Origin of the sequence: Amnibacterium endophyticum (genome assembly GCF_042680685.1) — a bacterium.
In the GTDB taxonomy this organism is placed as follows: Bacteria; Actinomycetota; Actinomycetes; order Actinomycetales; family Microbacteriaceae; genus Amnibacterium; species Amnibacterium endophyticum.
In genome coordinates, this window is the sequence record NZ_JBHUEA010000010.1 from 24429 (window position 1) to 46854 (window position 22426).

At 75.1% G+C, this 22426-nt stretch carries 22 protein-coding genes; 11 read left to right on the top strand and 11 right to left on the bottom strand.

Annotation, left to right across the window (positions count from 1 at the left end):
- Window positions 1-4 precede the first annotated feature (4 nt).
- The 3 genes from ACFSBI_RS07970 to ACFSBI_RS07980 all read right to left on the bottom strand — a co-directional run bounded on the left by ACFSBI_RS07970 (window position 5) and on the right by ACFSBI_RS07980 (window position 3438).
- Window positions 5-385 (bottom strand): DUF779 domain-containing protein, encoded by a 381-nt coding sequence (locus tag ACFSBI_RS07970; RefSeq protein WP_377933903.1) that lies wholly within the window; start codon window positions 383-385, stop codon window positions 5-7.
- Window positions 386-533: 148 nt separating this feature from the next.
- Complete coding sequence (gene exaC, locus ACFSBI_RS07975; protein ID WP_377933905.1) at window positions 534-2111, bottom strand: acetaldehyde dehydrogenase ExaC; 1578 nt, start codon at window positions 2109-2111, stop codon at window positions 534-536.
- 136 nt (window positions 2112-2247) lie between these two features.
- A complete protein-coding gene (locus ACFSBI_RS07980; protein ID WP_377933758.1) occupies window positions 2248-3438 on the bottom strand; it encodes a GAF domain-containing protein in 1191 nt (396 codons plus the stop codon).
- A gap of 103 nt (window positions 3439-3541) precedes the next feature.
- On the opposite strand from ACFSBI_RS07980, the gene ACFSBI_RS07985 reads away from it, so the two are divergent.
- On the top strand, window positions 3542-3790 hold the full coding sequence (locus ACFSBI_RS07985; protein WP_377933760.1) for a glutaredoxin family protein: 249 nt from the start codon (window positions 3542-3544) through the stop codon (window positions 3788-3790).
- A 19-nt stretch (window positions 3791-3809) separates the two neighbouring features.
- Here the strand turns inward: ACFSBI_RS07985 and ACFSBI_RS07990 are convergent, their stop codons facing one another.
- From ACFSBI_RS07990 to ACFSBI_RS08000, 3 genes are read right to left on the bottom strand one after another with little or no spacing between them, the layout of a single operon-like run.
- Window positions 3810-4517, bottom strand: a complete 708-nt coding sequence (locus ACFSBI_RS07990) for an HpcH/HpaI aldolase family protein (RefSeq protein ID WP_377933762.1) — start codon at window positions 4515-4517, stop codon at window positions 3810-3812.
- A 9-nt stretch (window positions 4518-4526) separates the two neighbouring features.
- On the bottom strand, window positions 4527-5336 hold the full coding sequence (locus ACFSBI_RS07995) for a putative protein N(5)-glutamine methyltransferase (protein ID WP_377933764.1): 810 nt from the start codon (window positions 5334-5336) through the stop codon (window positions 4527-4529).
- A complete protein-coding gene (locus ACFSBI_RS08000) occupies window positions 5285-7576 on the bottom strand; it encodes an SDR family oxidoreductase (RefSeq protein WP_377933766.1) in 2292 nt (763 codons plus the stop codon). Before ACFSBI_RS08000 ends, ACFSBI_RS07995 begins: the two co-directional genes overlap by 52 nt.
- A gap of 22 nt (window positions 7577-7598) precedes the next feature.
- Here ACFSBI_RS08000 and ACFSBI_RS08005 point away from each other — a divergent pair, with 22 nt between their 5' ends.
- Genes ACFSBI_RS08005 through ACFSBI_RS08015 form a run of 3 tightly spaced genes read left to right on the top strand, consistent with a single transcriptional unit; the run spans window position 7599 to window position 10830 of the window.
- Window positions 7599-8378 (top strand): SDR family NAD(P)-dependent oxidoreductase, encoded by a 780-nt coding sequence (locus tag ACFSBI_RS08005; RefSeq protein ID WP_377933768.1) that lies wholly within the window; start codon window positions 7599-7601, stop codon window positions 8376-8378.
- Window positions 8375-9118: a lysophospholipid acyltransferase family protein gene (locus ACFSBI_RS08010; protein ID WP_377933770.1), complete on the top strand. Its 744-nt coding sequence runs from the start codon at window positions 8375-8377 to the stop codon at window positions 9116-9118. The genes ACFSBI_RS08005 and ACFSBI_RS08010 overlap by 4 nt, the downstream gene beginning before the upstream one ends.
- Window positions 9115-10830: an FAD-binding oxidoreductase gene (locus ACFSBI_RS08015; RefSeq protein WP_377933772.1), complete on the top strand. Its 1716-nt coding sequence runs from the start codon at window positions 9115-9117 to the stop codon at window positions 10828-10830. The genes ACFSBI_RS08010 and ACFSBI_RS08015 overlap by 4 nt, the downstream gene beginning before the upstream one ends.
- Window positions 10831-10899: 69 nt before the next feature.
- Here the strand turns inward: ACFSBI_RS08015 and ACFSBI_RS08020 are convergent, their stop codons facing one another.
- Window positions 10900-11880, bottom strand: coding sequence for a PrsW family intramembrane metalloprotease (locus ACFSBI_RS08020; protein ID WP_377933774.1), 981 nt, complete (start codon window positions 11878-11880; stop codon window positions 10900-10902).
- Between the two features lie 91 nt (window positions 11881-11971).
- Here ACFSBI_RS08020 and ACFSBI_RS08025 point away from each other — a divergent pair, with 91 nt between their 5' ends.
- The 4 genes from ACFSBI_RS08025 to ACFSBI_RS08040 all read left to right on the top strand — a co-directional run bounded on the left by ACFSBI_RS08025 (window position 11972) and on the right by ACFSBI_RS08040 (window position 17877).
- The gene (locus ACFSBI_RS08025; protein WP_377933776.1) at window positions 11972-13159 is read left to right on the top strand and encodes an MFS transporter; all 1188 of its coding nucleotides are present in this window, start codon (window positions 11972-11974) and stop codon (window positions 13157-13159) included.
- Between the two features lie 265 nt (window positions 13160-13424).
- Window positions 13425-15638, top strand: coding sequence for a polyribonucleotide nucleotidyltransferase (locus tag ACFSBI_RS08030; protein ID WP_377933907.1), 2214 nt, complete (start codon window positions 13425-13427; stop codon window positions 15636-15638).
- 171 nt (window positions 15639-15809) lie between these two features.
- The gene (locus ACFSBI_RS08035; protein ID WP_377933778.1) at window positions 15810-16703 is read left to right on the top strand and encodes an aldo/keto reductase; all 894 of its coding nucleotides are present in this window, start codon (window positions 15810-15812) and stop codon (window positions 16701-16703) included.
- 64 nt (window positions 16704-16767) lie between these two features.
- Window positions 16768-17877, top strand: a complete 1110-nt coding sequence (locus tag ACFSBI_RS08040) for an aldo/keto reductase (protein WP_377933780.1) — start codon at window positions 16768-16770, stop codon at window positions 17875-17877.
- Window positions 17878-17880: 3 nt separating this feature from the next.
- Here ACFSBI_RS08040 and ACFSBI_RS08045 read toward each other — a convergent pair whose 3' ends face one another.
- A complete protein-coding gene (locus ACFSBI_RS08045; protein WP_377933781.1) occupies window positions 17881-18459 on the bottom strand; it encodes a TetR/AcrR family transcriptional regulator in 579 nt (192 codons plus the stop codon).
- A gap of 88 nt (window positions 18460-18547) precedes the next feature.
- Here ACFSBI_RS08045 and ACFSBI_RS08050 point away from each other — a divergent pair, with 88 nt between their 5' ends.
- On the top strand, window positions 18548-19150 hold the full coding sequence (locus ACFSBI_RS08050; protein WP_377933783.1) for a histidine phosphatase family protein: 603 nt from the start codon (window positions 18548-18550) through the stop codon (window positions 19148-19150).
- A gap of 14 nt (window positions 19151-19164) precedes the next feature.
- Here ACFSBI_RS08050 and ACFSBI_RS08055 read toward each other — a convergent pair whose 3' ends face one another.
- Entirely contained in the window at window positions 19165-19614 is a 450-nt protein-coding gene (locus ACFSBI_RS08055; protein WP_377933785.1) for a GNAT family N-acetyltransferase, read from the bottom strand.
- A 36-nt stretch (window positions 19615-19650) separates the two neighbouring features.
- On the opposite strand from ACFSBI_RS08055, the gene dapB reads away from it, so the two are divergent.
- Window positions 19651-20370, top strand: a complete 720-nt coding sequence (gene dapB, locus ACFSBI_RS08060; RefSeq protein WP_377933787.1) for a 4-hydroxy-tetrahydrodipicolinate reductase — start codon at window positions 19651-19653, stop codon at window positions 20368-20370.
- Entirely contained in the window at window positions 20367-20810 is a 444-nt protein-coding gene (locus ACFSBI_RS08065) for a hypothetical protein (protein ID WP_377933789.1), read from the top strand. Before dapB ends, ACFSBI_RS08065 begins: the two co-directional genes overlap by 4 nt.
- A gap of 145 nt (window positions 20811-20955) precedes the next feature.
- Here the strand turns inward: ACFSBI_RS08065 and ACFSBI_RS08070 are convergent, their stop codons facing one another.
- Both ACFSBI_RS08070 and ACFSBI_RS08075 read right to left on the bottom strand, forming a co-directional pair.
- Window positions 20956-21957: a TIGR01777 family oxidoreductase gene (locus ACFSBI_RS08070; RefSeq protein WP_377933791.1), complete on the bottom strand. Its 1002-nt coding sequence runs from the start codon at window positions 21955-21957 to the stop codon at window positions 20956-20958.
- Window positions 21958-21967: 10 nt separating this feature from the next.
- Window positions 21968-22402 carry a thioredoxin domain-containing protein gene (locus tag ACFSBI_RS08075; RefSeq protein ID WP_377933793.1) on the bottom strand — a complete coding sequence of 145 codons (435 nt, stop codon included), beginning with the start codon at window positions 22400-22402 and terminating at the stop codon, window positions 21968-21970.
- Between the last annotated feature and the right edge of the window lie 24 nt (window positions 22403-22426).

The window sequence follows — 22426 nt, forward strand, 5'->3', positions numbered from 1 at the left end:
CACCTCAGGACCGCAACTGCGGACTTGGGGCGACGCCCACCTCGAGGCGCGGCTCGATGCCGAGCTCGCGGACCTCCTCGTCCGTCAGCATGCGGCTGCGGATCAGGAAGCGCTTGCCCTCCGGCGCCTCGGCGGAGAAGCCGCTGCCGCGACCGTCCACGAGGTCGATGGTGAGGTGCGTGAACCGCCAGAGCGCGTACTGCGACGCGGACATCCACACCGGCACCGGGTCGATGCCGTCGACGGCGAGGTCGCCGAGGTGCACGTCCGAGGCGCCCGTGCGGAACATGCCCGCCGGGTAGCACATCGGGGACGAGCCGTCGCAGCAGCCGCCCGACTGGTGGAACATCAGCGGGCCGTGCCGCGCGGCGAGGGTCCGCAGCATGTCGGCGGCCGCCGGGGTGAGGTCGATCTTCGACGCGGGCACCGCGCCTCCTCCACGGGGACGGGGCCCGCCGCGCGGACGGTGCTCGCGCGCGACGGGCCGGTCGGTCCGTCCCGCCCCGCGGAGAGCCGCGGGGCGGGACGGCTGATCAGAAGAAGCCCATCGGGCCCTCCGCGTAGGACACGAGCAGGTTCTTCGTCTGCTGGTAGTGGTCGAGCATCACCTTGTGGTTCTCGCGGCCGATGCCCGACTGCTTGTACCCGCCGAACGCGGCGTGCGCCGGGTACTGGTGGTAGGTGTTGCACCACACGCGGCCGGCCTCGATGGCGCGCCCGGCCCGGTAGAGCTGGGAGCCGTCGCGGCTCCACACCCCGGCGCCCAGCCCGTAGAGCGTGTCGTTCGCGATGCGGATCGCGTCGTCGAACCCGTCGAAGGAGGTCAGGGCGAGCACGGGGCCGAAGATCTCCTCCTGGAAGATCCGCATGTCGTTCGTGCCCTCGAACACGGTCGGCTGCACGTAGTAGCCGTCGGTCAGGTCGCCGCCCAGGTCGGCGCGCTCGCCGCCGGTGAGCAGCCTCGCCCCGCCCTGCTTGCCGATGTCCATGTAGCTGAGGATCTTCTCCAGCTGGTCGTTGGAGGCCTGCGCGCCGATCATCGTGGAGACGTCGAGCGGGTTCCCCTGCTTGATCCGCTGCACGCGCTCCAGGCCGTCGCCGACGAAGCCGTCGTAGATCCGCTTCGACACGAGCGCCCGCGACGGGCAGGTGCAGACCTCGCCCTGGTTGAGGGCGAACATCGTGAAGCCCTCCTGCGCCTTCTCGTAGTAGTCGTCCTTCGCGGCCGCGACGTCGTCGAAGAAGATGTTCGGGCTCTTGCCGCCGAGCTCGAGCGTCACCGGGATCAGGTTCTCGCTGGCGTACTGCATGATCAGGCGCCCGGTCGTCGTCTCGCCGGTGAACGCGACCTTGCGGATCCGCGGGTGGGAGGCGAGGGGCGCCCCGGCCTCGAACCCGAAGCCGTTGACGACGTTCAGCACGCCGGCCGGGATCAGGTCCTTCACCAGGTCCAGCAGCACGTGGATCGACGCCGGGGTCTGCTCCGCCGGCTTCAGCACGACGCAGTTGCCCGCCGCGAGCGCCGGGGCGAGCTTCCACACCGCCATGAGGATCGGGAAGTTCCACGGGATGATCTGCCCGACCACGCCGAGCGGCTCGTGGAAGTGGTACGCGATCGTGTCGTGGTCGATCTCGCTGATCCCGCCCTCCTGCGCACGGATGGCGCCCGCGAAGTAGCGGAAGTGGTCGATCGCGAGCGGCAGGTCGGCGGCGAGCGTCTCGCGCACCGGCTTGCCGTTCTCCCACGTCTCGGCGACCGCGAGCATCTCGAGGTTCGCCTCCATGCGGTCCGCGATGCGCGTGAGCATCAGCGCGCGCTCGGCGGGCGAGGTGCGGCTCCACGACGGGAAGGCCTTCCAGCCTGCCTCGACGGCGGCGTCAACGTCCTTCGCCGTGCCCCGCGCCAGCTCGGTGAACGGCTTGCCCGTCACCGGCGTGATGTCGTCGAAGTACTGCCCCTCGGCGGGCGGCACGTAGGCGCCGCCGATGAAGTGGTCGTACCGCCCCCGGTACGACATGACCGCGCCCTCGCTGCCGGGTGCGGCGTACACCTGCGGGGCGTCGACCGACGGCGTCTCGACCGTCGCCTCGGCCCCGGCGTCCGCGAACATCGTCATGATGAAGTCCTCCTCGACCTCGTCGTCCGGCACGGATCGCGTGCCGATCGCGACGGTAGGCGGCCGCAGGTTGCATCCCGTTGCGCGGCCCGGAGGACTCCCGGAGGACTCCCGGAGGACTCCCGGAGGACTAGTCGAGGGCGTCGAGGCGGGCGAGGATGCCGGCCCGCTTCGGGGAGCGCGCCGGCAGCAGCCGCAGCGCCGTCTCGAGGGGGAGGGGGTCCGCGGGCGCGAGCCGGTCGGCGTAGTCGAGCAGCAGGTCGGGGGAGGCGGCCTCGAGCAGCGCCTCCCGCAGCCGGCCGTCCACCGCGGCCCGGATCTCCTCGATCCCTGGCGCGACCGAACCGGGCAGCACGGGCCCGGTGAAGGCGGTAAGCGCCGCGCGATGGGCGCCGCGGTCGAGCATGCCGAGGACGAGGCGGGCGTCGAGGTCGACGGGCACCGGCAGCCGGTACGGGCGGCTGAGCGGTGCCAGGGCCGGGGCCGCACCGGACAGCACGTGCCGCAGCCGCACCAGCTCGGCCCGCACCGTGACGACGGCGTCGGGCCTGCCGTGCACCAGCTCGGCGAGTCGCTCGGCGGAGAGCCCGGCGCGGTGCCACGCGAGCAGCGTCAGCAGCTCGGCGTGCCGCAGCGACAGCTCGACGGTGCGCCCGCCCGCGGTCAGCTGCGCGACGTCGCGGTCGAGCACCGCGAGCCGTGGCGCGCGTGCGGGCTGCGGCGCCCGGGCCCGGCGGCGCGGCCGCTGCAGCCGCTTCAGGAGCAGCTCGCGCTCCACGGCCGCGACCGTCGCACCGAGCAGCGCGAGGGTCTCCGGCCGGGCGACGTCGGGACCGCCGGTGACGTCGAGCACGCCGATCGTCTCGTGGGTGCGGAGGTCGTGCACCGGCACGGCCGTGCAGCTCCACGGCCGCACCTGCAGCGCGAAGTGCTCGGCGCCCGCGATCTGGACCCCGGCGTCGAGCGCCAGCGCGGTGCCCGGTGCCGCGGTGCCGACCCGGCGCTCGGACCAGTCCGCGCCGGGTACGAAGCGCATCGCCTCCGCTCGGCGGACCAGCTGCGGGTCGCCCTCCACCCACAGCAGCCGCCCGGCGGCGTCGCCCACGGCGACCACGACGCCGCTGCCCCGGTCGGCGTCCCGCACGAGCAGCGAGCGGATGACGGGCAGCGCGGCGGCCAGCGGGTGCGCGGCGCGGGTCGCCTCGAGGGAGCCGTCGTCGAGCGGCTCGGACGCCTCGGCGCGCTCCGGGGTGAGCCGGCCGGCGCGGGCGCGCGCCCACGACTCGGCGACGACCCGCCGCGGGGAGCGCTCGAGCGGCATCCGTGCCTCCTGTCGTCCTCGACCGGGGATGCGCACGCACACGGTAACCCGCGGGTCTCCGCAGCGGAACGGGCGGGGCGCGCCCAGGACCTACGCTTCGACCATGAGCGAGTCGTCCGGGATCGTGTTCTACGGCGCCGACTGGTGCCGCGACTGCCGTCGGTCGAAGGCGTACCTCGACTCCCGCGGCGTCGAGTACCGCTACGTCGACGTCGAGGTGTCGAAGGAGGCCGCGGACGAGGCGATGTCCGTCAGCGGTCGCCCGAACATCCCGGTGATCGTCTTCCCCGACGGCTCCCACGTGGTCGAGCCGTCCGACGAGACGCTCGCCGCGAAGCTCGCCGCGGTCTGACCCGTCCCGCGGCGCTCGGTCAGGCGCGGACGCGCGTCGCGATGTCCCCGCCGGCGGCGAGCACGGAGGTGTCGAGCGCGGCCACGACGAAGTCGAAGCCGAGCTCGACGAGGCGGCGCGCCCGCGGCTCGGTGGCCCCGAACGCGCCGGCGCGCACACCCGCGGCCCGGCAGGCGGCGATCACGCGTCGAAGCGGCGCGTCCGGCGCGTCGTCGGCGAGCAGCTCGTCGACGGTCGTGCCGAGGCTGAGCGAGAGGTCGAAGGGGCCGACGAGCACGAGGTCGAGGTCCGGGGTGCGGGCGATCGCGTCGACGTCGGCGAGCCCGGCCGCGGTCTCGACCATGACCCCGACGAAGGGCGCGGGCGCGTCGGGCGCGGGCTCGAGGTGGGGGAGCGGGCCGTAGCTGCGGCCGCCCCGGGGCGGGTAGCGCGTCGCGGCGACAGCCGCCTCCGCCTGGTCCGCGCCGTCGACGAGCGGCACGACCACCCCGTCGGCGCCGTCGTCGAGCGCGCGGCCGATCAGGTCCGCCGCGTTCGCGCGCGGCCGCACGAGCATCGGCACCCGGGGCGTGCCGCGGTGCTCGAAGGTCTCGCGCACGGCGCGGTCGTCGAAGTGGCCGTGCTGCTGGTCGAGCAGCACCCAGTCGAAGCCCGCGTGCTCGAGCGCCGCGGCCGTGCGCGGCTCGCCGAGCAGCGCCCAGACCCCGAGCGAGACGTCCCCTGCCATGCGTCGACGCTACCCAGTCGGCCGGAGCGGGAGCACGCCGATCGCGACCGTGCCGTCGACCTCGTCGTCGGCGACGACCGCGACGTCGAGGCCCGCGCCCTCGAGCAGCAGCGCGGTCCAGGCGGCCTGCGTGCGGCCGGTCTCGATCAGCACGGCGCCGCCCGGAGCCAGCCACGCGGGCGCGGCGGCGGCGACGCGTCGGTGCAGGTCCAGCCCGTCGGCGCCCCCGTCGAGCGCCATGGCGGGCTCGAAGTCCCGCGCCTCGCGGGGCATGTCCGCGATCCGGTCCGTGGGCACGTACGGCGCGTTCACGGCCAGCACGTCGACCCGGCCCCGGAGCGCGGCCGGCAGGGCGTCCAGCAGGTCGCCCTCGTGCGCGGCGCCGACGCCCGCGAGCGTGCGGCGCGCGTTCGCGACCGCCGCCGGGTCGAGGTCCGCCGCGTGCAGCTCGACGCCCGGGACGCGGCGCGCGACGGCGAGGCCGACCGCCCCCGTCCCGCAGCAGAGGTCGACGACGACCGCGCCCTGACGCGCCCGCTCGGCCGCCGCGCGGGCGAGCAGCTCCGTCCGGCGGCGGGGCACGAACACGTGCGGGTCCACCGGCACCTTCAGGCCGTCGAAGGCGGCCCAGCCGAGCAGCGGCGCGAGCGGGTCGCCCGCGACCCGTCGCGCGACGAGCGCCTCGAGGTCCCCGCCCGCCTCCTCGAGCAGCGCCGCCTCGTCCTCCGCGAACACGACGCCGGCGGCGCGGAGCCGCTCGACGACGCTCAGCGGGCCGCGACCGGCAGGTCGTCGCGGTTCACCCCGCCGCGCCGCCACTCGACGATCCGCCAGCGCCGCTTGAGCGCCTGCCGCGCCAGCCGCGCGTCCGGGTTCACGGCCGTGGCGGTGCCGACGAGCGACAGCCACGGCAGGTCCGCGACGCTGTCCCCGTACGCGTAGGACGCGGCGAGGTCGTAGCCGCCGCGCTGCGCCGCCCGCTGCAGCCACGCGGCCCGCGCCTCGTCGACCAGCGGCGGGGCGCCGAGGTAGCCGGTCAGGGTTCCGTGCTCCTCGTGCATCGTGCCGGCGACGACCTCGTCGAAGAGGTGCGCGAGCGGCTCGGCGAGCACCCCGATCGAGCCGGTGAGCAGCACGGTGCGGTGCCCGGCGGCCCGGTGCTGCCGCACGCGCTCCAGCGCGTCGGCGCTCGTGTGGGCGAGCAGCGCGTCCGTGTAGCGGCCGCGCACGGCGCGCTCGAGCCCGGACGCGGAGGTGCCGGCGTAGCGGCGCAGGAAGGTGCGGATGAACTCGCCGCGGTCCCGGTGCTCGGCCGCGAGGTAGGCGGGCAGGCGGGTGAGGATCGCCGCGGCTTCGGCCAGCGCGGCCCCGTCGCCGCTGGCCGCCTGCCGCACCCAGAGCAGCTGCTGCACGATGTTCGAGTCGACGAGCACGCCCTCGAGGTCGAACACGGCGAGCACGTCGGTGCGCTCGGGCAGGTCCGGCGCGGTCTGCGGGGCGGCGGCGCTGCTGCGCCCCCGCTGGAAGACCCGCATCAGCTGGGTCACGGCCGGCACGTGCACGCGCTGCAGGTAGTCGCGCCAGTCGATGCGCGTCACGTCGAACGCCTCGTCCGGCCGGTCGGCGGCGACCCGGGCGGAGAGCGCCCGGGCGTTCGCGTCGTCGAAGATCACCTCGGTGCCGACGTACGCGCGGTACAGGTCCGACAGGGTGCGGAGGCTCGCGAGGTCGCGCTCCCGCTTGCCCATCGTCTTCTGCCAGCCCCGGGTGCGCGCGCTCGACGGCAGCCGGTCGAGCGCGGTGTTCGCCGCGCCGACGACCCGCTCCAGCCGCGTCAGCGAGCGCTCGAGGCGGCGGTCGCCGGGGAACCGCCAGATCGGCAGCCGGTCGGCGCCCGCGGTGTCCGGGATCGGGTTGGCGGTGAAGTACTCGCGCACGTTGCCGTACATGGAGTGGAACGGCAGCGGGTTGCTCGCGCCCGAGGCGACGTGCAGGTAGCGGGGCGCGCCCGCGGGCGGCGGCGTGGCCGCGGCCGCGAGGATCGCGTTCACGACGAAGTCGACCGGGATGACGTCGAGCACGCTGTCCGGCACGCCCGGGAAGTCGGGCAGCTGCCCCTTGCCGAAGGCGAGGATCAGCGGGTCGGCGACCTTGAAGCCGTCGATCCAGCCTGGGGAGGGGTGCGCGAGCGCGCTCTCGATGACGCTCGGCCGCACGACGGAGAGCCGGTGCTCGGCGCCCCACAGCTCCTCGGCCGCGCGCTCGGCGAGGGCCTTCGTCAGGGTGTACACGTCGGTCCAGCCGAGGCTCTGCGCCCGGGCGCGGCCCGCGGCGACGAGGCGCTGCTTGACCCAGGCGATCCGCGCCTCCTCCGCGGCGCGCGCGACGGCCTGCGGGCCCTCCTTGCCGTGCTGCAGGCGTGCCGCGGATAGCAGCCCCTTGAGCACCCCCGGCTCGCGGCTGCGCAGCTCGACCCGCTGGCGGGCGGCCGCGGCGGCGTCGGACTCGACGCGCCAGTCGGCGTCGTGCGTCAGCCGCGCCTCCGGCAGCACGCCCTTGCGGATGCCGCCGACGTAGCAGGTGGAGACGTGCACGACGTGCGGGTCCGCGCCGGTGGCCCGGATCGCGGTGTAGAGGTTCCGCGCGCCGCCGGTGTTCGTCGCGAACGCCTCGTCGATCGGCGGGTCGAACGAGACGGTCGAGGCGCTGTGGATCACGACGTCGAGGTCCGCCGGCAGGTCGCCGACCGCGTCGAGCGAGCCCTCGACCGCGGTGACGCGCTCGGCGAAGACGCGCGCCGCCTCGTCGCGGCCGACCGCCTCGCGCCACGGCTTGAACACCGGCTTGGACAGCAGCTTGCGCACGCGGTCCTCGGCCGACTGGCCCGCCTTGCCGCGGACGAGCATCGAGACGCGGGCGTCGGGGTGGGAGACGAGCAGGCGCTCGAGCACGGCCTGTCCGACGAAGCCCGTGCCGCCCGTGAGCAGCACGTGGCCCGAGATCCGGCCGACGGGCTCGGGGGCGGGGGTTCCGGTGCCGGCTCCGGCTGCGTTCGTCATCGGGTCCGTATCGTATTGGCCCGTGACGACGGCACTCGTGACCGGGGCGACGAGCGGCATCGGCGCCGCGTTCGCCAGGGCGCTCGCCCGCCGCGGCTGGGACCTGGTCCTCGTCGCGCGGGACGAGGAGCGGCTGGAGGCCGAGGCGCGCGCGCACCGCGCGGCGGGCCGGCGGGTCGAGGTGCTGCGCGCCGACCTCGCCGACCGGGCGGACGTCGACCGCGTCGCGGCGCGCTTGGAGGACGCCGACCGGCCGGTCGACCTGCTCGTGAACAACGCCGGCTTCTCGGTGCGGGAGCCGCTGACGGGCAGGGACGTCGCCGCGCACGACCGGGCATTCGAGGTGATGGTGCGAGCGGTCCTCGTGCTCTCCGGGGCCGCCGGGCGGGCGATGCGGGCGCGCGGGCGCGGCCGCATCGTGAACGTCGGCAGCACGGCGGGCCGCATGACGATGGGCGGCTACTCGGCGATCAAGGCCTGGGTGACGGTCTTCACCGAGGGCCTGTCGAACGAGCTCGCCGGCACCGGCGTGACCGCGATGGTGCTCGAGCCCGGCTGGGTGCGCACGGAGTTCCACGAGCGGGCGGGCATCAGCGCGTCCTCGATGCCGTCGGCCCTCTGGCTCGACGCGGACGCGCTGGTGGAGTCCGCGCTGAAGGACCTGTCGCGGGGCGTCGTGGTCTCGACGCCGTCGCTGCGCTACAAGGCGCTGATGCTCGTCGTGCGGCACGGGCCGCGCGGCGGCGTGCGGCGCGTCTCGCGGGCGCTGTCGTCGCGCCGCCGCGCTAGCCTCTCCCCGTGACGGAGCCGGTGCGAACGAAGACGGGCACCCGCTCCGAACCACCCGCCGTGCAGTTCGACCGGTACACCTCGCGCCCCATGGCCGCGGCGCGATGGGTCGCGCAGCGGGTGCTGCTCGGCGCAGTCGTGCGCGGCGTCATCACGGTGCGCGTGTTCGGGCGCGAGCGGCTCTCGGGGCTCAAGGGCGCGTTCGTCGTCGTGGCGAACCACTCGAGCCACCTCGACGCCCCGCTGATCTTCACCACGCTGCCGCGGCGGCTCGCCCGGTACCTGTCGGCCGGGGCCGCCGCCGACTACTTCTTCGACGTGCGCTGGCGCAAGGGGCTCACCGCCCTGTTCTTCAACGCGTTCCCCATCCACCGCGCCGGGATCAACCGGCCGGCGTCGGAGGCCCGCGCGCTGCTGCAGCGCGGCGTGCCGCTGCTCGTCTTCCCGGAGGGGACGCGCAGCCGCACCGGTCGGATCGGCACGTTCAAGTCCGGCGCGGCCGGGCTCGCCTCCAGCGAGTCGGTGCCCGTCGTGCCGGTGGCCATCATCGGCGCCTCCATCGCCCATCCGCGCGGCTCGAAGTGGCCCAAGCGCGGGCGGCTGCCCGTCGGGGTCGTCTACGGCGACCCGGTCTACGCGGAGGCGGGGGAGCCCGCCGCCGAGTACATGCGGCGGGTCCGGGGCGAGGTGCAGCGCCTGCACGAGGAGCACGCGGAGGTCGTCCTCGGCCCCGCCACGAGAGGACGCCCGTGACCGATCTCGCCCCGCTGTCGACCCCCTCCGGGGAGTCGACCACGCCCGCCGCGCCCGTCGAGCACATGAAGTGGTGGGGCTGGGGCGTGCCCGGCGTCGCGTTCCACCACGAGGACAAGCCCGAGTTCGCGCCGTTCGTGAAGAACGCGGTCGGGCTCGACCTCCACGCCGCGCAGCCGCTCGAGCAGCCGGACTTCGGCGCCCTCGACGTGCCCGCCTCGATCGCGCCGGACGCGCTGCGCGAGGCGCTCGCGCGCGCCGTCGGCGAGGGCAACGTGCGCGACGACGACCTCGACCGGGTCGTCCACACCTACGGCAAGAGCCTCCGCGACCTCGTCCGCGTGCGCGCCGGGGACCTGCCCCGCGTCCCGGACCTCGTCGTCTACCCCGCGGACGAGGACGGCGTGCAGCGCGTCGTCGACGCGGCGGTCGCGGCCGACGCCGTCCTGATCCCGTTCGGCGGCGGCAGCAACATCGCAGGGTCCCTGCAGCCCGACACCGCGGAGACCCGGCCGATCGTGTCGGTCGACCTCGGCCGCCTCGATCGGGTGCTCGACATCGACGAGGCCGCGGGGCTCGCCCGCATCCAGGCGGGGGCGCTCGGCCCCGCCATCGAGGCGCAGCTGAACCCGCGCGGGTGGACGATCGGGCACTTCCCCGACTCGTTCACGCACTCGACGCTCGGCGGCTGGGTCGCGACCCGCTCCTCGGGCATGCAGTCCGACAAGTACGGGGACATCGCGGACATCACCCGCGGCCTCCGGGTCGCGCGACCGGGCGGGATGCTCGAGGTCCGCGCCGTCCCGTCGGCGTCCACCGGCCCCAGCGTGCGGGAGATGGTGCTCGGCAGCGAGGGCCGGCTCGGCGTGATCACCGAGGCGACGGTGCAGGTGCACCGGATCCCGGCGAAGCGCGTCATCCACGCCTACTTCTTCCCGAACTGGAAGGCCGGCTCCGCCGCGATGCAGGCGATCGCCGCGAGCGACGTGCACCCGTCGGTCACGCGCGTGTCGGACGCCCGCGAGACGGGCTTCTCGCTCGCGACCTCGAAGGAGCGGCGCGGCTTCTCCGCGCTCGCCCAGAAGGGCCTCTTCACCGTGCTCAGGAAGCGCGGGTGGGATCTCGACCAGCTCTGCCTGTCCTTCATCGGCTACGAGGGGGAGCCGTCGACCGTCGCCGAGCAGCGCAAGGCGGTCGAGCGGATCGTGAAGGCCCACGGCGGCATCGGCGTCGGCACCGGCCCCGGCGTGCTGTACGACCAGAAGAAGTTCGACACGCCGTACCTGCGCGACTTCCTGCTCGACCGGGGCGCGGGCGGCGACGTGTCCGAGACCGCCGCGCCCTGGTCGCGCATCGACGGGCTGCACGACGGCGTGATCGCCGCGGCGGAGGACGCGTACCGGCGCATCGGCCGCAAGGGCTGGATCATGTGCCACCTGTCGCACTCGTACCACTCGGGCGCGTGCCTGTACTTCACCTTCGCGTTCGTCTTCGGCGACGACCCGATCGCGGAGTACGACACCGTCAAGTCGGCGGTCCAGCAGGCGTTCATCGACCTCGGCGGCGTGCCGAGCCACCACCACGGCATCGGCGTGGAGCACGCGCAGTGGCTGCCGGACGCGATCTCCGGCCAGGGCGTCGCGGTGATCGAGGGCCTGTTCGCGGCGACCGACCCCGGCCGCCACCTGAACCCGGCGAAGATCACGCGCTGATCGCGGTCCCGCGGGTCGGGCCGCGACCGTCATCCGGTCGGGCGGTACCGGACCCGGCCCCCGCGGCCGTCAGGTCGCGGCGGCGTCCGCCCGCTCGGTCGCGTACGCCTCCGACAGGCGCCGGTCGCGGCCGCGGTGCCGCCGCACGATGACGGCGAGCGCCATGCCGCCCAGCACGGACACGACGCCCAGCCCGACCGCGTAGACGCCGGTGGCGATCGCGCCCACCTCGCCGGCCGTACCGGCCCGCAGGGTGTCGTACTCGAAGGCGGGCACGACGTTGCCGGTCAGCACGATCGCGACGATGGTGCCGATGCCGCCCATCGAGTCCCACAGGCCGTGCAGCACCGCCACGAGCAGGTAGACGAGCGGGATGGTCCAGCGGAAGCGGTAGGAGCGGCCGTCGCGGGAGGCGCCGAAGATCGCGGCGCCGAGCACGGCGGTCCACAGCACGTGCCCGAGCGGGGTGAGCACCGCGCGCACCGCCTCCGTCTGCAGCAGCGACACGAGGTCGATGCCGCGGCTGCCGAGCGCCGCGTTGAAGGCGTACCCGGCGGACTCGAACGCCGCGAAGCCGCCGCCGACCGTGGCGCCGAGCAGCGCGCCCTGGCGAGCCGTCTTGGGCCGCAGGCGCAGCCCCATCAGCACGAGCACGACGCCCTTCACGAGCTCTTCGACCAGCCCGATCACGAGGAAGCCGACGATCCCGGCGACGCGCAGCGGCGCCTCCAGCAGCGAGGCGCCGAGCACGCCGAGGACCCCGCCGACGAAGAAGGCGATGATCAGCGAGGTGGTCGGGTAGCCGCTGCTCATCCGCTCGGCGGCGAAGAGGACCACGGCGAACGGCACGAGGAAGCTGCCGATCAGGATCAGCGTCGGCACGAGGTTGGTGTTGAGCGTGGCGACGGTCGCCGCGATGGTCAGCCCCCAGAGCAGCGCGCCGACCAGCAGCACCTTCCACCACCAGCCGTGCCGCCGCCCGCGCACGGGCTCGTCGGCGTGGAGGTAGGGCGTCTCGGCCCTCGCGGTCTGCGTCGGTGCGGCGGTCACCTCGGAACGCTCGCACCGCGAAGCCGAGTGCCAGCCGACGGTCGTGCCGCCCTCGGGCGACGTGGAGCGGGACGTCAGGCAGCATCGGACGGTGACCCGACCCGCGCGCCGCCTGCCGCCGCTGCCCGCGTTCTGGGCGGTGGCCGCCGCCTTCCTCGCCGCGATGGCCTTCACGACCGTGCCGACGCCGCTCTACGCGCTCTACCAGCAGCGCGACGGCTTCCCGACCTGGGTGATCACGGTCGTGTTCGCGGCCTACGCCGTCGGCGTCGCCGTCAGCCTGTACCTCGTCGGTCACGTCTCCGACCGGATCGGACGCCGGCCGCCCGCGATCGCGGCGGTGGTGCTCGAGATCGCGGCCGCGGTCGTCTTCATCGTCTGGCCCGGGGTGCCGGGCCTGCTCGTCGCCCGGCTGCTCACCGGCCTCGGCGTCGGGGCGCTGACGGCGGCGGCGACCGCTCACCTCGGCGAGCTGTGGCACCGGGCCGGACGCGGCGGGGCGACGCCGGCGTCCGTCGCGACCCTGGCGAACATCGGCGGGCTCGGCGTCGGCCCGCTCGCGGCGGGCCTGCTCGCCCAGCTCGTGCCGCTGCCGCTGGTGGTGCCCTACGTCGTCGGCGGCGCCGCCCTCGTGCTCGCGGCGATCGCCCTGCTGCTCGTGCCGGAGACCGTCCCGGCACGGCCCTGGCGCTGGCACCCGCAGCGCCTGCGCGTGCCGGAGGAGGGACGCGGGGCGTTCTGGGCCGCCGGCGCCGGCGCCTTCGCGGGCTTCGCCGTCTTCGGCCTCGTCACCGCGCTGTCGCCGACGTTCGTGGCGGGCGAGTTCCACGCGACGAGCCGGATCGACGCCGGTCTCGTGCCGTTCGGCACCCTCGCGGTCGCGGCGGTCGGTCAGGTCTTCCTGACCCGGGTCGCGATGCGCGTGCAGCTCGTCGTCGCGACCGCGGCGATGGCCGCGGGGCTCGCGGGCCTCGCGACCGGCGCGGTCGTCGCCGCGCTGCCGCTCTTCGCCGGCGGCGCGCTGCTGGCGGGCTTCGGCGTCGGGCTGCTCTTCCGCGGCGCCCTCGCGACGGCGTCCGGGCTCGTCGAACCGGGGGAGCGGGGCTCGGTGCTCGCGGCGGTCTTCCTCATCGCCTACGTCGGGCTCACGGTGCCGGTGCTGCTCGTCGGGGCCGCACTCGTCATCGCCCCGGCGGTGCCGGTGCTGGTCGTCTTCAGCGCGGTGATGCTCGTGCTGGCGGTGGTCGCCGGCCCGAGGATGGCGCGCCGCGCCGCCTGACGACGTCCCGGTCCGCCGGGGTCGGGTGCCCGCGGCGGGGGCGCCCGGGCCGTGCGCGGCCCGACTGGTACCATGGGGCGTCCGCGAGTTCGCGGACGACGGAGCAGACCGGCTGGGAGCTGGTCGTTGGTGGTGGACTCCGGGGCCAGGCAGGTCCCGTGCTCTTCTCCCGATGACCAGGGGCCGCGACGACTCGCGGCTCGCTGTGCTCCTCCCCGAGCCGATCCCGTCTGCTCCTTCCCACATGGAAAGGAACGGGAACCTCTTGGAAGGTCCTGAGATCAAGTCCGCCGAGGCCGTCATCGACAACGGCCGCTTCGGCACCCGCACCATCCGCTTCGAGGCGGGCCGGCTCGCCCAGCAGGCGCAGGGCAGCGTCGCCGCGTACCTCGACGAGGACACGATGCTGCTGTCCGCGACCAGCATCGGCAAGCACCCCAAGGAGCAGTTCGACTTCTTCCCCCTGACGGTCGACGTCGAGGAGCGCTCCTACGCCGCGGGGAAGATCCCCGGCTCGTTCTTCCGCCGCGAGGGCCGGCCCTCGACGGAGGCGATCCTCGTCTGCCGCCTGATCGACCGGCCGCTGCGCCCGTCCTTCATCACCGGCCTCCGCAACGAGGTGCAGATCGTCATCACCGTGCTGTCGATCGCCCCGGGCGAGTTCTACGACGCGCTCGCGATCAACGCCGCGTCCGCGTCGAGCCAGCTGTCCGGCGTGCCGTTCTCCGGCCCGATCGGCGGCGTGCGCCTCGCCCTCATCGACGGCCAGTGGGTCGCCTTCCCGACGTTCGAGCAGCTGCAGGACGCCGTCTTCGACCTGACGGTCGCGGGCCGGGTCACCGAGTCCGGCGACGTCGCGATCATGATGGTCGAGGCGGAGGCGACGGAGACCGCGTTCGAGAAGATCCGCGCCGGCGCGCAGAAGCCGAGCGAGGAGGTCGTCGCGCAGGGCCTCGAGGCCGCGAAGCCGTTCCTCAAGACCCTGGTCGAGGCGCAGGCCGACCTCGCCCGCCAGGCGGCGAAGGAGACCCGCGACTACCCGGTCTTCCTGCCCTACTCGGACGAGACCTACGCCGCGGTCGAGGCCGCCGCGCTCGACGAGCTGCGCGGCGTCTACCAGATCGCCGACAAGCAGGAGCGCCAGGACGCGGACGACGCCCTGAAGGCGCGCGCCCGCGAGGCCGTGTCGGCGAAGGTCGACGCGGACGAGCTGCCGGTCGCGGCGCTGACGGAGTTCTCCGCCGCGTACAAGTCGGTCACGAAGAAGGTCGTGCGCGGCCGGATCCTGTCCGACGGCGTCCGCATCGACGGCCGCGGGCTGAAGGACATCCGCCCGCTCGACGCCGAGGTCGCGGTCATCCCGCGCGTGCACGGCTCCGCGATCTTCCAGCGCGGCGAGACGCAGATCCTCGGCGTGACCACGCTGAACATGCTGAAGATGGAGCAGCAGATCGACTCGCTGTCGCCCGTCACGAAGAAGCGGTACCTGCACCACTACAACTTCCCGCCCTACTCGACCGGTGAGACGGGCCGCGTGGGCAGCCCGAAGCGCCGCGAGATCGGGCACGGCTTCCTCGCCGAGCGCGCGCTCGTGCCGGTGCTGCCGGCCCGCGAGGACTTCCCCTACGCGATCCGTCAGGTCTCCGAGGCCCTCGGGTCGAACGGTTCGACCTCGATGGGCTCGGTCTGCGCCTCCACGCTGTCGCTGCTGAACGCGGGCGTGCCGCTGAAGGCGCCGGTGGCGGGCATCGCGATGGGCCTCGTGTCCGACACCGTCGACGGGGACACGCAGTACGCGACCCTCACCGACATCCTGGGCGCGGAGGACGCGCTCGGCGACATGGACTTCAAGGTCGCCGGCACGAGCGAGTTCGTCACGGCGATCCAGCTCGACACCAAGCTCGACGGGATCCCCTCCAGCGTGCTGGACGGGGCGCTGCAGCAGGCCAAGGAGGCCCGCCTCACGATCCTGAACGTCCTCAACCAGGCGATCGACACGCCCGACGAGATGGCGCCGACCGCGCCGCGCGTCATCAGCGTGCAGATCCCGGTCGACAAGATCGGCGAGCTGATCGGCCCGAAGGGCAAGACTATCAACGGGATCCAGGACGACACCGGCGCCGACATCTCGATCGAGGAGGACGGCACCGTCTACATCGGCGCCGTCGACGGCCCGAGCGCGGAGGCTGCGCGCGCCGCGGTGAACGCGATCGCGAACCCGCACAACCCGGAGATCGGCGAGCGGTTCCTCGGCACCGTCGTCAAGATCGCCGCGTTCGGCGCGTTCGTGAGCCTGCTGCCCGGCAAGGACGGCCTGCTGCACATCAGCGAGGTCCGCAAGCTCGCCGGCGGCAAGCGGGTCGAGAACGTGGACGACGTGCTGTCGGTCGGCCAGAAGGTCCAGGTCGAGATCACGAAGGTGGACGACCGCGGCAAGCTGTCGCTCGCGCCCGTGGTCGAGGAGCCGGCGACCGTCTGATCGCTCCTGACGAAGGCCCCCTCCTCGCACGAGGAGGGGGCCTTCGTCAATCATGTTCGCAGTGTCTTCGAACGTGAGATACTGGTCGTTGTCAGGTCGTCGTGCTGCAAGGAGGCTGATCGGGTGATCCCAGCGTCCGGTCCCGTCTCGCGACGAGTCGGCTCCACCGGCATGGCGGTGTACCCGATCGCACTCGACGCCAGCGTCTTCGGCTGGGCGAACGATGCCAAGACCACCGCCGACGTGCTCGACCTCTTCTACGCCGCGGGCGGCGATCTGATCAGCACCGCCGCGCACTACGCCGGCGGGCGCAGCGAGGTCATGATCGGCTCGTGGCTCTCCCGCCACGAGCACCGCGACCGGCTCGTGATCGCGACGAAGGTCGGCCGCCACCCCGACGCGCTCGGCCTGTCGGCCCGCTCGCTCCGCCGCGGGGTGACCGACTCGCTCGAGCGCCTGCAGCTCGACCGCATCGACGTCCTCGGCCTCGACGGCGAGGACCCGTCGACGCCGATCGAGGAGACCCTGACCGCGGCGGCCGAGCTGCAGGCGCAGGGGCGGATCGGCCACCTGAGCGCCTCCGGGTTCTCGGCGGCCGGCCTCCGCGAGGCGGTCAAGGTCGCGCGCCGTCTCGAGGTCCCGGGCGTCCAGCTGCTGCTCGCCGAGTACAACCTGCTCGAGCGCCGGCACTACGAGGAGGAGGTCGCGCCGATCGCGCTGGCCGCGGACCTCGGCGTGCTCGCCCGCATCCCGCTCGCGAACGGCTACCTGCGCGGCGACTTCCGGTCCCGCCACGACAGGCCGGCGTCGCCGATGTTCCAGGGGGCGCTGCAGTACGTGAACCGGCGCGGCTCGGCCGTGCTGGGCGTGCTCGACGAGATCGGCGCCGAGGTCGGGCAGCACGTCGGCCGCGTCGCCCTCGCCTGGCTGCTGACGAAGCCGATGGTCGTCGCGCCCGTGGTGCGGGTGCCGAGCGCCCGCGCGCTCGCCGACCTGCTGCCGGGAGCGGCCCTGCAGCTGACGCCGTCGCAGGTCGAGCGGCTGGACCGGGTCTCGGAACCCTGACCCGCCGCGGCGACTGCCGCGTCCCCGCCCGGCCCGGCCCTACGCTCGCGCCGGGGGAGGGCCCATGCACGACGACGCGCGCCGCGGTGCGGGACGACCGGACGACGAGACGCGTCCGCTGCTCTTCGCGCCGCCGGAGACGCCGGCCGACCCGGAGCCCGCGGTCGCAGCCGCGCTCTCGGTGATCCAGCGGTCGCTCGCCGCCATGTCGAGCGCCGCGACGAGACCCCTGCTCGACCCTCCCACCCAGCCCTTCCGGCTGCGCCCGGTCGCCGGCACCGGGGTCGCCGTCTTCCCCGTCGTCCTCGACACCCGGCTGCTCGGCGGCCTGCCGGACCGGACCGGGGCGCACCGGGTGCTCGACGCCTACGCGGCGATCGGCGGCAACGCGCTCGTGGTCGACGACGCCCCGGACGGCGTCGCCGCCCAGACGGTCGGCACCTGGCTCGCGGCGCGACGACGGCGGGACTCGACCGTGCTGCTCGGACGGGTCGGGTCCGGCGGTCTCGCCGCCCCGCAGCTGGCGGCCGCGGTCGAGCGGCTGCTGCGCCGGCTCGGCACGGACCGGCTCGACCTGCTCGTGCTCGCCGGGGAGCCCGCGGGGACCTCGTTCGAGGAGACCCTGACCGCGGGGGCCGGGCTCGTGGAGCAGGAGCGGGCGGGGCACCTCGTGGCGGGCCCGATCGGGGCCTCCCGGCTCATCCGCGCGCGGGTGCTCGCCGGGCAGCGGGACCTGCCCCGGCTGGCCGGCCTCGCCACGCCCTACAGCCTGCTGCGTCGCGACGCGCACGAGGGCGAGACCGCCGCGGTGGTGCACGCGCAGCAGCTCGCCCTGCTGCCGACGGCTCCGCTGGCGGGCGGCTTCCTCGCCGGGGAGGCGCCGACGCGGTCCGCCCTGCGGCGGCTGCGCGAGCTGCACCCGGAGCGGGCGCAGCGGATGCAGCCGCTCGTCAACCGGCGCGGCCTGAAGGTGCTCGACGCGGTCGTGGCCGTCGCGGCGGAGCGCGAGGTGCCGCCGTCGGCCGTCGCCCTCGCCTGGCTGCTCACCCGGCCGCACGTCGCCGCGCCGGTCGTCGCGGCGGCGTCCGTCGAGCAGGTGTGGTCGGCCGGCGCCGCCGCGTCCGTGCACCTCTCGCGGGCGGAGGCCGCGGCGCTCGAGCGCGCGAGCGCCTGACGCTCAGCCCGGCTGCGCGATCAGGCGCTCCGCCGCGCGCTCGAAGGCGCTGACCGCGGCGACCGCGTCGCCGGCGTACGCGCCGCTGACGACGCCGTCGCGGAGCAGCACGAACTCGTCGGCCGCGGCGCCCGGTCGCGGGTGCCCGAGCTCGCGGAAGCGGTCCTCCAGGAAGCCCGTGAACCAGTCCCGGTGCTCGGCGACGGCGACGCGGACGGGATGGGCGCGGTCGGTGAACTCGGACGCCGCGTTGGTGAAGGGGTCGCCCCGGAACCCGGGACGCGCGGCGTCGCCGGCAGCGGCGGCGACCAGCGACCGGAGCGCCTCGACCGGTGAGGACGCGTGCGCCTGCAGCGCCTGCAGCGCCTCCCGCGCGGCGGAGTCCCGGCCGACCACGTACTCGAGGATCAGCGCGTCCTTCGACCCGTACTGCTTGTAGAAGGTCGCCTTCGTGACCTTCGCCTCGGACAGCAGTCGGTCGACGCCGGTCGCGACGATGCCGTCGGCGGTGAAGAGCCGGTCCGCGACCTCCTGCAGGCGCAGCCGCGCGGGGGAGGCCTGCCGGGCGGGGATCCCGCTCACGCCCACCTCCTGCGGTCCGGAGCGCTCACGCTAGCAACCGCCTGTGCGCTCCGGCGCTGCGGACGCCGGCCGGTAGGCTGCGAGGGCGATGTCGCAGCACCTCTACCTCGTCCGGCACGGGGAGCACCGGGACGCGGAGCACGGGCTGACCGACGGGCCGCTGTCGCCGCGCGGCCGGCGACAGGCGGAGCAGCTGGCGGGCCGACTCGGCGGGCTGCCGATCACCGCGCTCTGGCACGCCCCGAGCGTCAGCGCCACCGAGACGGCCGGCATCGTCGCCGAGCTGCTGCCGTCCGTGCACCCGAAGCCGTCGGCGCTGCTGTTCGACACCATCCCTTCGGGGCCCGTCGACGGCACCCCGAAGGCGTTCGGCGCCTGGTTCGCGTCGATCACCGAGGCCGAGATCGAGGCCGGCTCGGCGCAGATGGCGGACGCGGAGGCGGAGTTCGTCATCCCGGGCGGCCAGGAGCGGCACGACGTGCTGATCACCCACAACCTCGTGATCGCGGAGTTCGTGCGCTTCGCCTTCGACGCGCCCGCCTGGCGCTGGCTCGGTCTCACGCAGGCGCACTGCGGCCTCACCGTGCTGCGGGTGCGCTCCGGACGCCCCGTGACGCTGCTGACGCACAACGACCTGGCGCACCTCCCCGTCGAGCTGCGCACGGGCCTCGTCGAGCCGCTGCCGATCTGACCGGCGCGGACCCGTCAGTCGAGCGGCAGCGCGTACCAGTCGGTCGCGTTCGGGTTGTCGTTGTACGGCGGCACCGGCCGGAAGCCGACGGACCGGTAGAGGCCGCCGGCGGCCTCGAGGGACCGGTTCGTGTCGAGCACGACCGTCGCCGCGCCCGCCTCCCTCGCGCGCTCGACCGCGGCGGCGAGCAGCAGGCGGCCGAGGCCCGTGCCGCGCGCGGCCGGCGCGACGTAGAGGTGCTTGACCTCCATGCGCACGCCGGCGTCGTCGGCATCGAGGGGGCGGAGGCCGACGATCCCGACGTCCTCCGCACGGATCAGGGCGCCCGGCGCCCGGAAGGCGTCCGGGGCCGGCCGCGCGACCCGGTACCCGCCGCCCGGGAAGCCGGCGGCGCGTTCCGCGAAGTACGCGTCGAGCAGCCCCGCGGTGGCGGGGTCGTCCGGGTGGGTGTCGATCAGCCGCACGGGGCGACGGTACGCGAGGCCGTACGATCGGCGACCGTGATCCGCCTCGCCGTCGTCGGTGCCCGAGGACGAATGGGGCGCCTCGTCGAGGAGGTCGTCGCCGCGATGCCGGACGCCGAGGTCGTCCACCGCGTCGGCTCGGGCGACCCGCTCGCGTTCGGGGAGGCCGACGCCGTCGTCGACGTCACGCTGCCCCAGGTGTCGCCCGACGTCGTCCGCGCCGCCGGCCGCGCGAGCCTGCCCGTGCTCGTCGGCACGAGCGGCTGGTCCGCCGATCGCCTGGACGCGCTGCGGGCGGAGCGCGGCGAGGGCGGGCCCGCGGCACTCGTCGTGCCGAACTTCTCGCTCGGCGCCGTCCTCGCGGCGCGCTTCGCCGAGCAGGCCGCGACCTGGTTCGACTCGATCGAGATCGTCGAGGCGCACCACGCGGGCAAGGCGGACTCGCCGTCCGGCACCGCGGTCGCGACCGCCGAGCGCATCGCGGCGGCCCGCAGCGGGGTGGGGCCGGTCGCGGCGCCGCACACGGACCAGCGGGCGCGCGGGCAGCAGGTGGGCAGCGTGCCCGTGCACTCCCTGCGGCTCGACGGCGTCCTGGCGGCGCAGGACGTGCACTTCGGCGCCCCGGGCGAGGTGCTCACGATCACCCACCGCACGCAGTCGCGCGAGGCGTACGCCGCCGGGGTCCGGCTGGCCGTCCGGGCCCTGCCCGGGCTCACCGGCGTGGTCGTCGGGCTCGAGCCGCTGCTGACCCCGTGAGGGCGTTCGGCGGTGCGCTCGTCATGACGGCGGCGCTGCTGCTCTACCTCGGCGTCGTGGTGCTGCGCGCCGTCGCCTTCATCGCGAGCGGCGAGCCGATCGGCGTCGCGATCGGCGTCGCGCTGCTGGTGCTGCCGGTGATCGGCCTCTACCTGCTGGTGCGCGAGCTGCTCTTCGGGCTGCGGGCGACCCGGCTCACGCGACGCCTGGCGGAGGAGGGCCCGCTGCCCGCGGACGGCCTGCCCCGGCGCCCGAGCGGACGCGTGGAGCGCGCCGCGGCCGACGGCGCCTTCGAGCGCTGGGCGGAGGAGGCGGAGGCCGCCCCCGACGACTGGCGCGCCCAGCTGCGGCTCGGCCTCGCCTACGACATGGCCGGGGATCGCCGCCGGGCGCGCGCCGCGGTCCGCCGCGCGATCAGCGTCCATGCGGAGCGCCCCTGACCGTCGCCTCCTTGCGGAGCGCGCCCGCCCGTCGGTCGAGGTGCGAGCGCAGCGAGCCTCGAGACCGCTCCCGCCGGCGGGTACGGGAGGGCTCGAAGCTCCTCCGCCGCACCTCGACCGGCGGGGCTGCCCGACCCCGATGGGGTCAGGCCGCGGCGTCGACCGCCTCGTCGCTCGTGCGGTGGCGGAACACGAAGCCGTCCGACTCGAGCGCTGCGGGCACCACCCGCTGGTCCGGCAGCAGCAGCTCGCGGCCCAGGTCGCCGGCGACGGTCGACACGACCGCCTCCGGCAGCTTCAGCAGGTGCGGCCGGTGCAGGTCCGCCGCGGCACGGCGCGTGATCGCCTCGCTCGTCGCCGGCGTCGGGCCGACGAGGTTCACCGGCCCCTCGAGCCCGCTCGTCAGCAGGTGCACGATCGCCGCGGCCTCGTCGTGCAGGGAGATCCAGGGCCAGTGCTGCGCGCCCGACCCGATCGTGCTGCCGAGCCCGAAGCGGGTCGCGAGCAGCAGCGGCTGCATCGCGCCGCCGCCCGGCGCCAGCACGACGCCGGTGCGCAGCAGCACGGTGCGGGTGCGCGACGGCGCGAGCCGCGCCGCGCCCTCCCAGGCGACGCAGACCTCGGCGAGGAACCCGTCGCCGCGCGGCGACTCCTCGGTCAGCGTCTCACCCGGCCGGTCGCCGTAGAAGCCGACCGCCGACCCGGAGAGGAAGACCGGGGGCGGCGAGGCGGCCATCGCCATCGCCTCGACGAGCGCCTGCGTGGCCTTGACCCGCGAGCGCAGGATCTGCTGCTTGTACCCGCGCGTCCACGGGACGTGCATGAGCGGCGCGCCGCCCAGGTTCACGACCGCGTCGACGCTCTCGAGCAGCCGGAAGTCGAGGATCTTGGCGTCGGGCGCCCAGCTGAACTCGTGCTCGCTCCGCGGCGGCCGGCGCACCAGCCGGCTCACCGTGTGCCCGGCGGCCGTCAGCTGGCGGCGCAGCTCGGTGCCGACCAGCCCGCTGCTGCCGGCGACGAGGACGCGCAGCTTCGAGTCCTTGTCGATGGGGCGCCGGACGATCGGCTTCGGCACCGGCGTCACGGGCGGCGCGCTGCGCCGAGGGGCGGGCTTCGCGGAGGGCACCGGGATCCGCTTCTGCGCCATGGCGGTCAGGCTATCCGCGCGGCCGTGGAGGCCCGTCCAGGGCCCGCTCCAGCGCGTCGCGGAGCACGGCGGGCTCCGCCGGCCCCTTCACCCTCGTGCGGAGCCTGCGGTCGGCGTCGAGCACGAGCACCGACGGCGTGCGGGTGACGGCGTAGCGCCCGGCCAGGTCGCCGCGGGCGGTGAGGTCGACCTCGGCGATCCGGACGCCCGGCCGCTGCAGGTCCGCCAGCGCGGCGCGGACCGGGGCGGTGCGGTCGTCCTGCTGCGACGTGAACAGCAGCATCGTCGCCTCCCGACCGAACGCCTGCTCGGGCAGGGCGACGTGGTCGGGCTCCACCCGCTCGAGGGTGCCGGGCCGGACCGTCCCCGTCCCGCGCTGCCACGTCCATCCGAGCGCGGCCGCCACGGCCGCGGCGAGCACCAGCACGACCACGGTCACCGTCACGCCCGCCACGGTACGGGTCGTGTC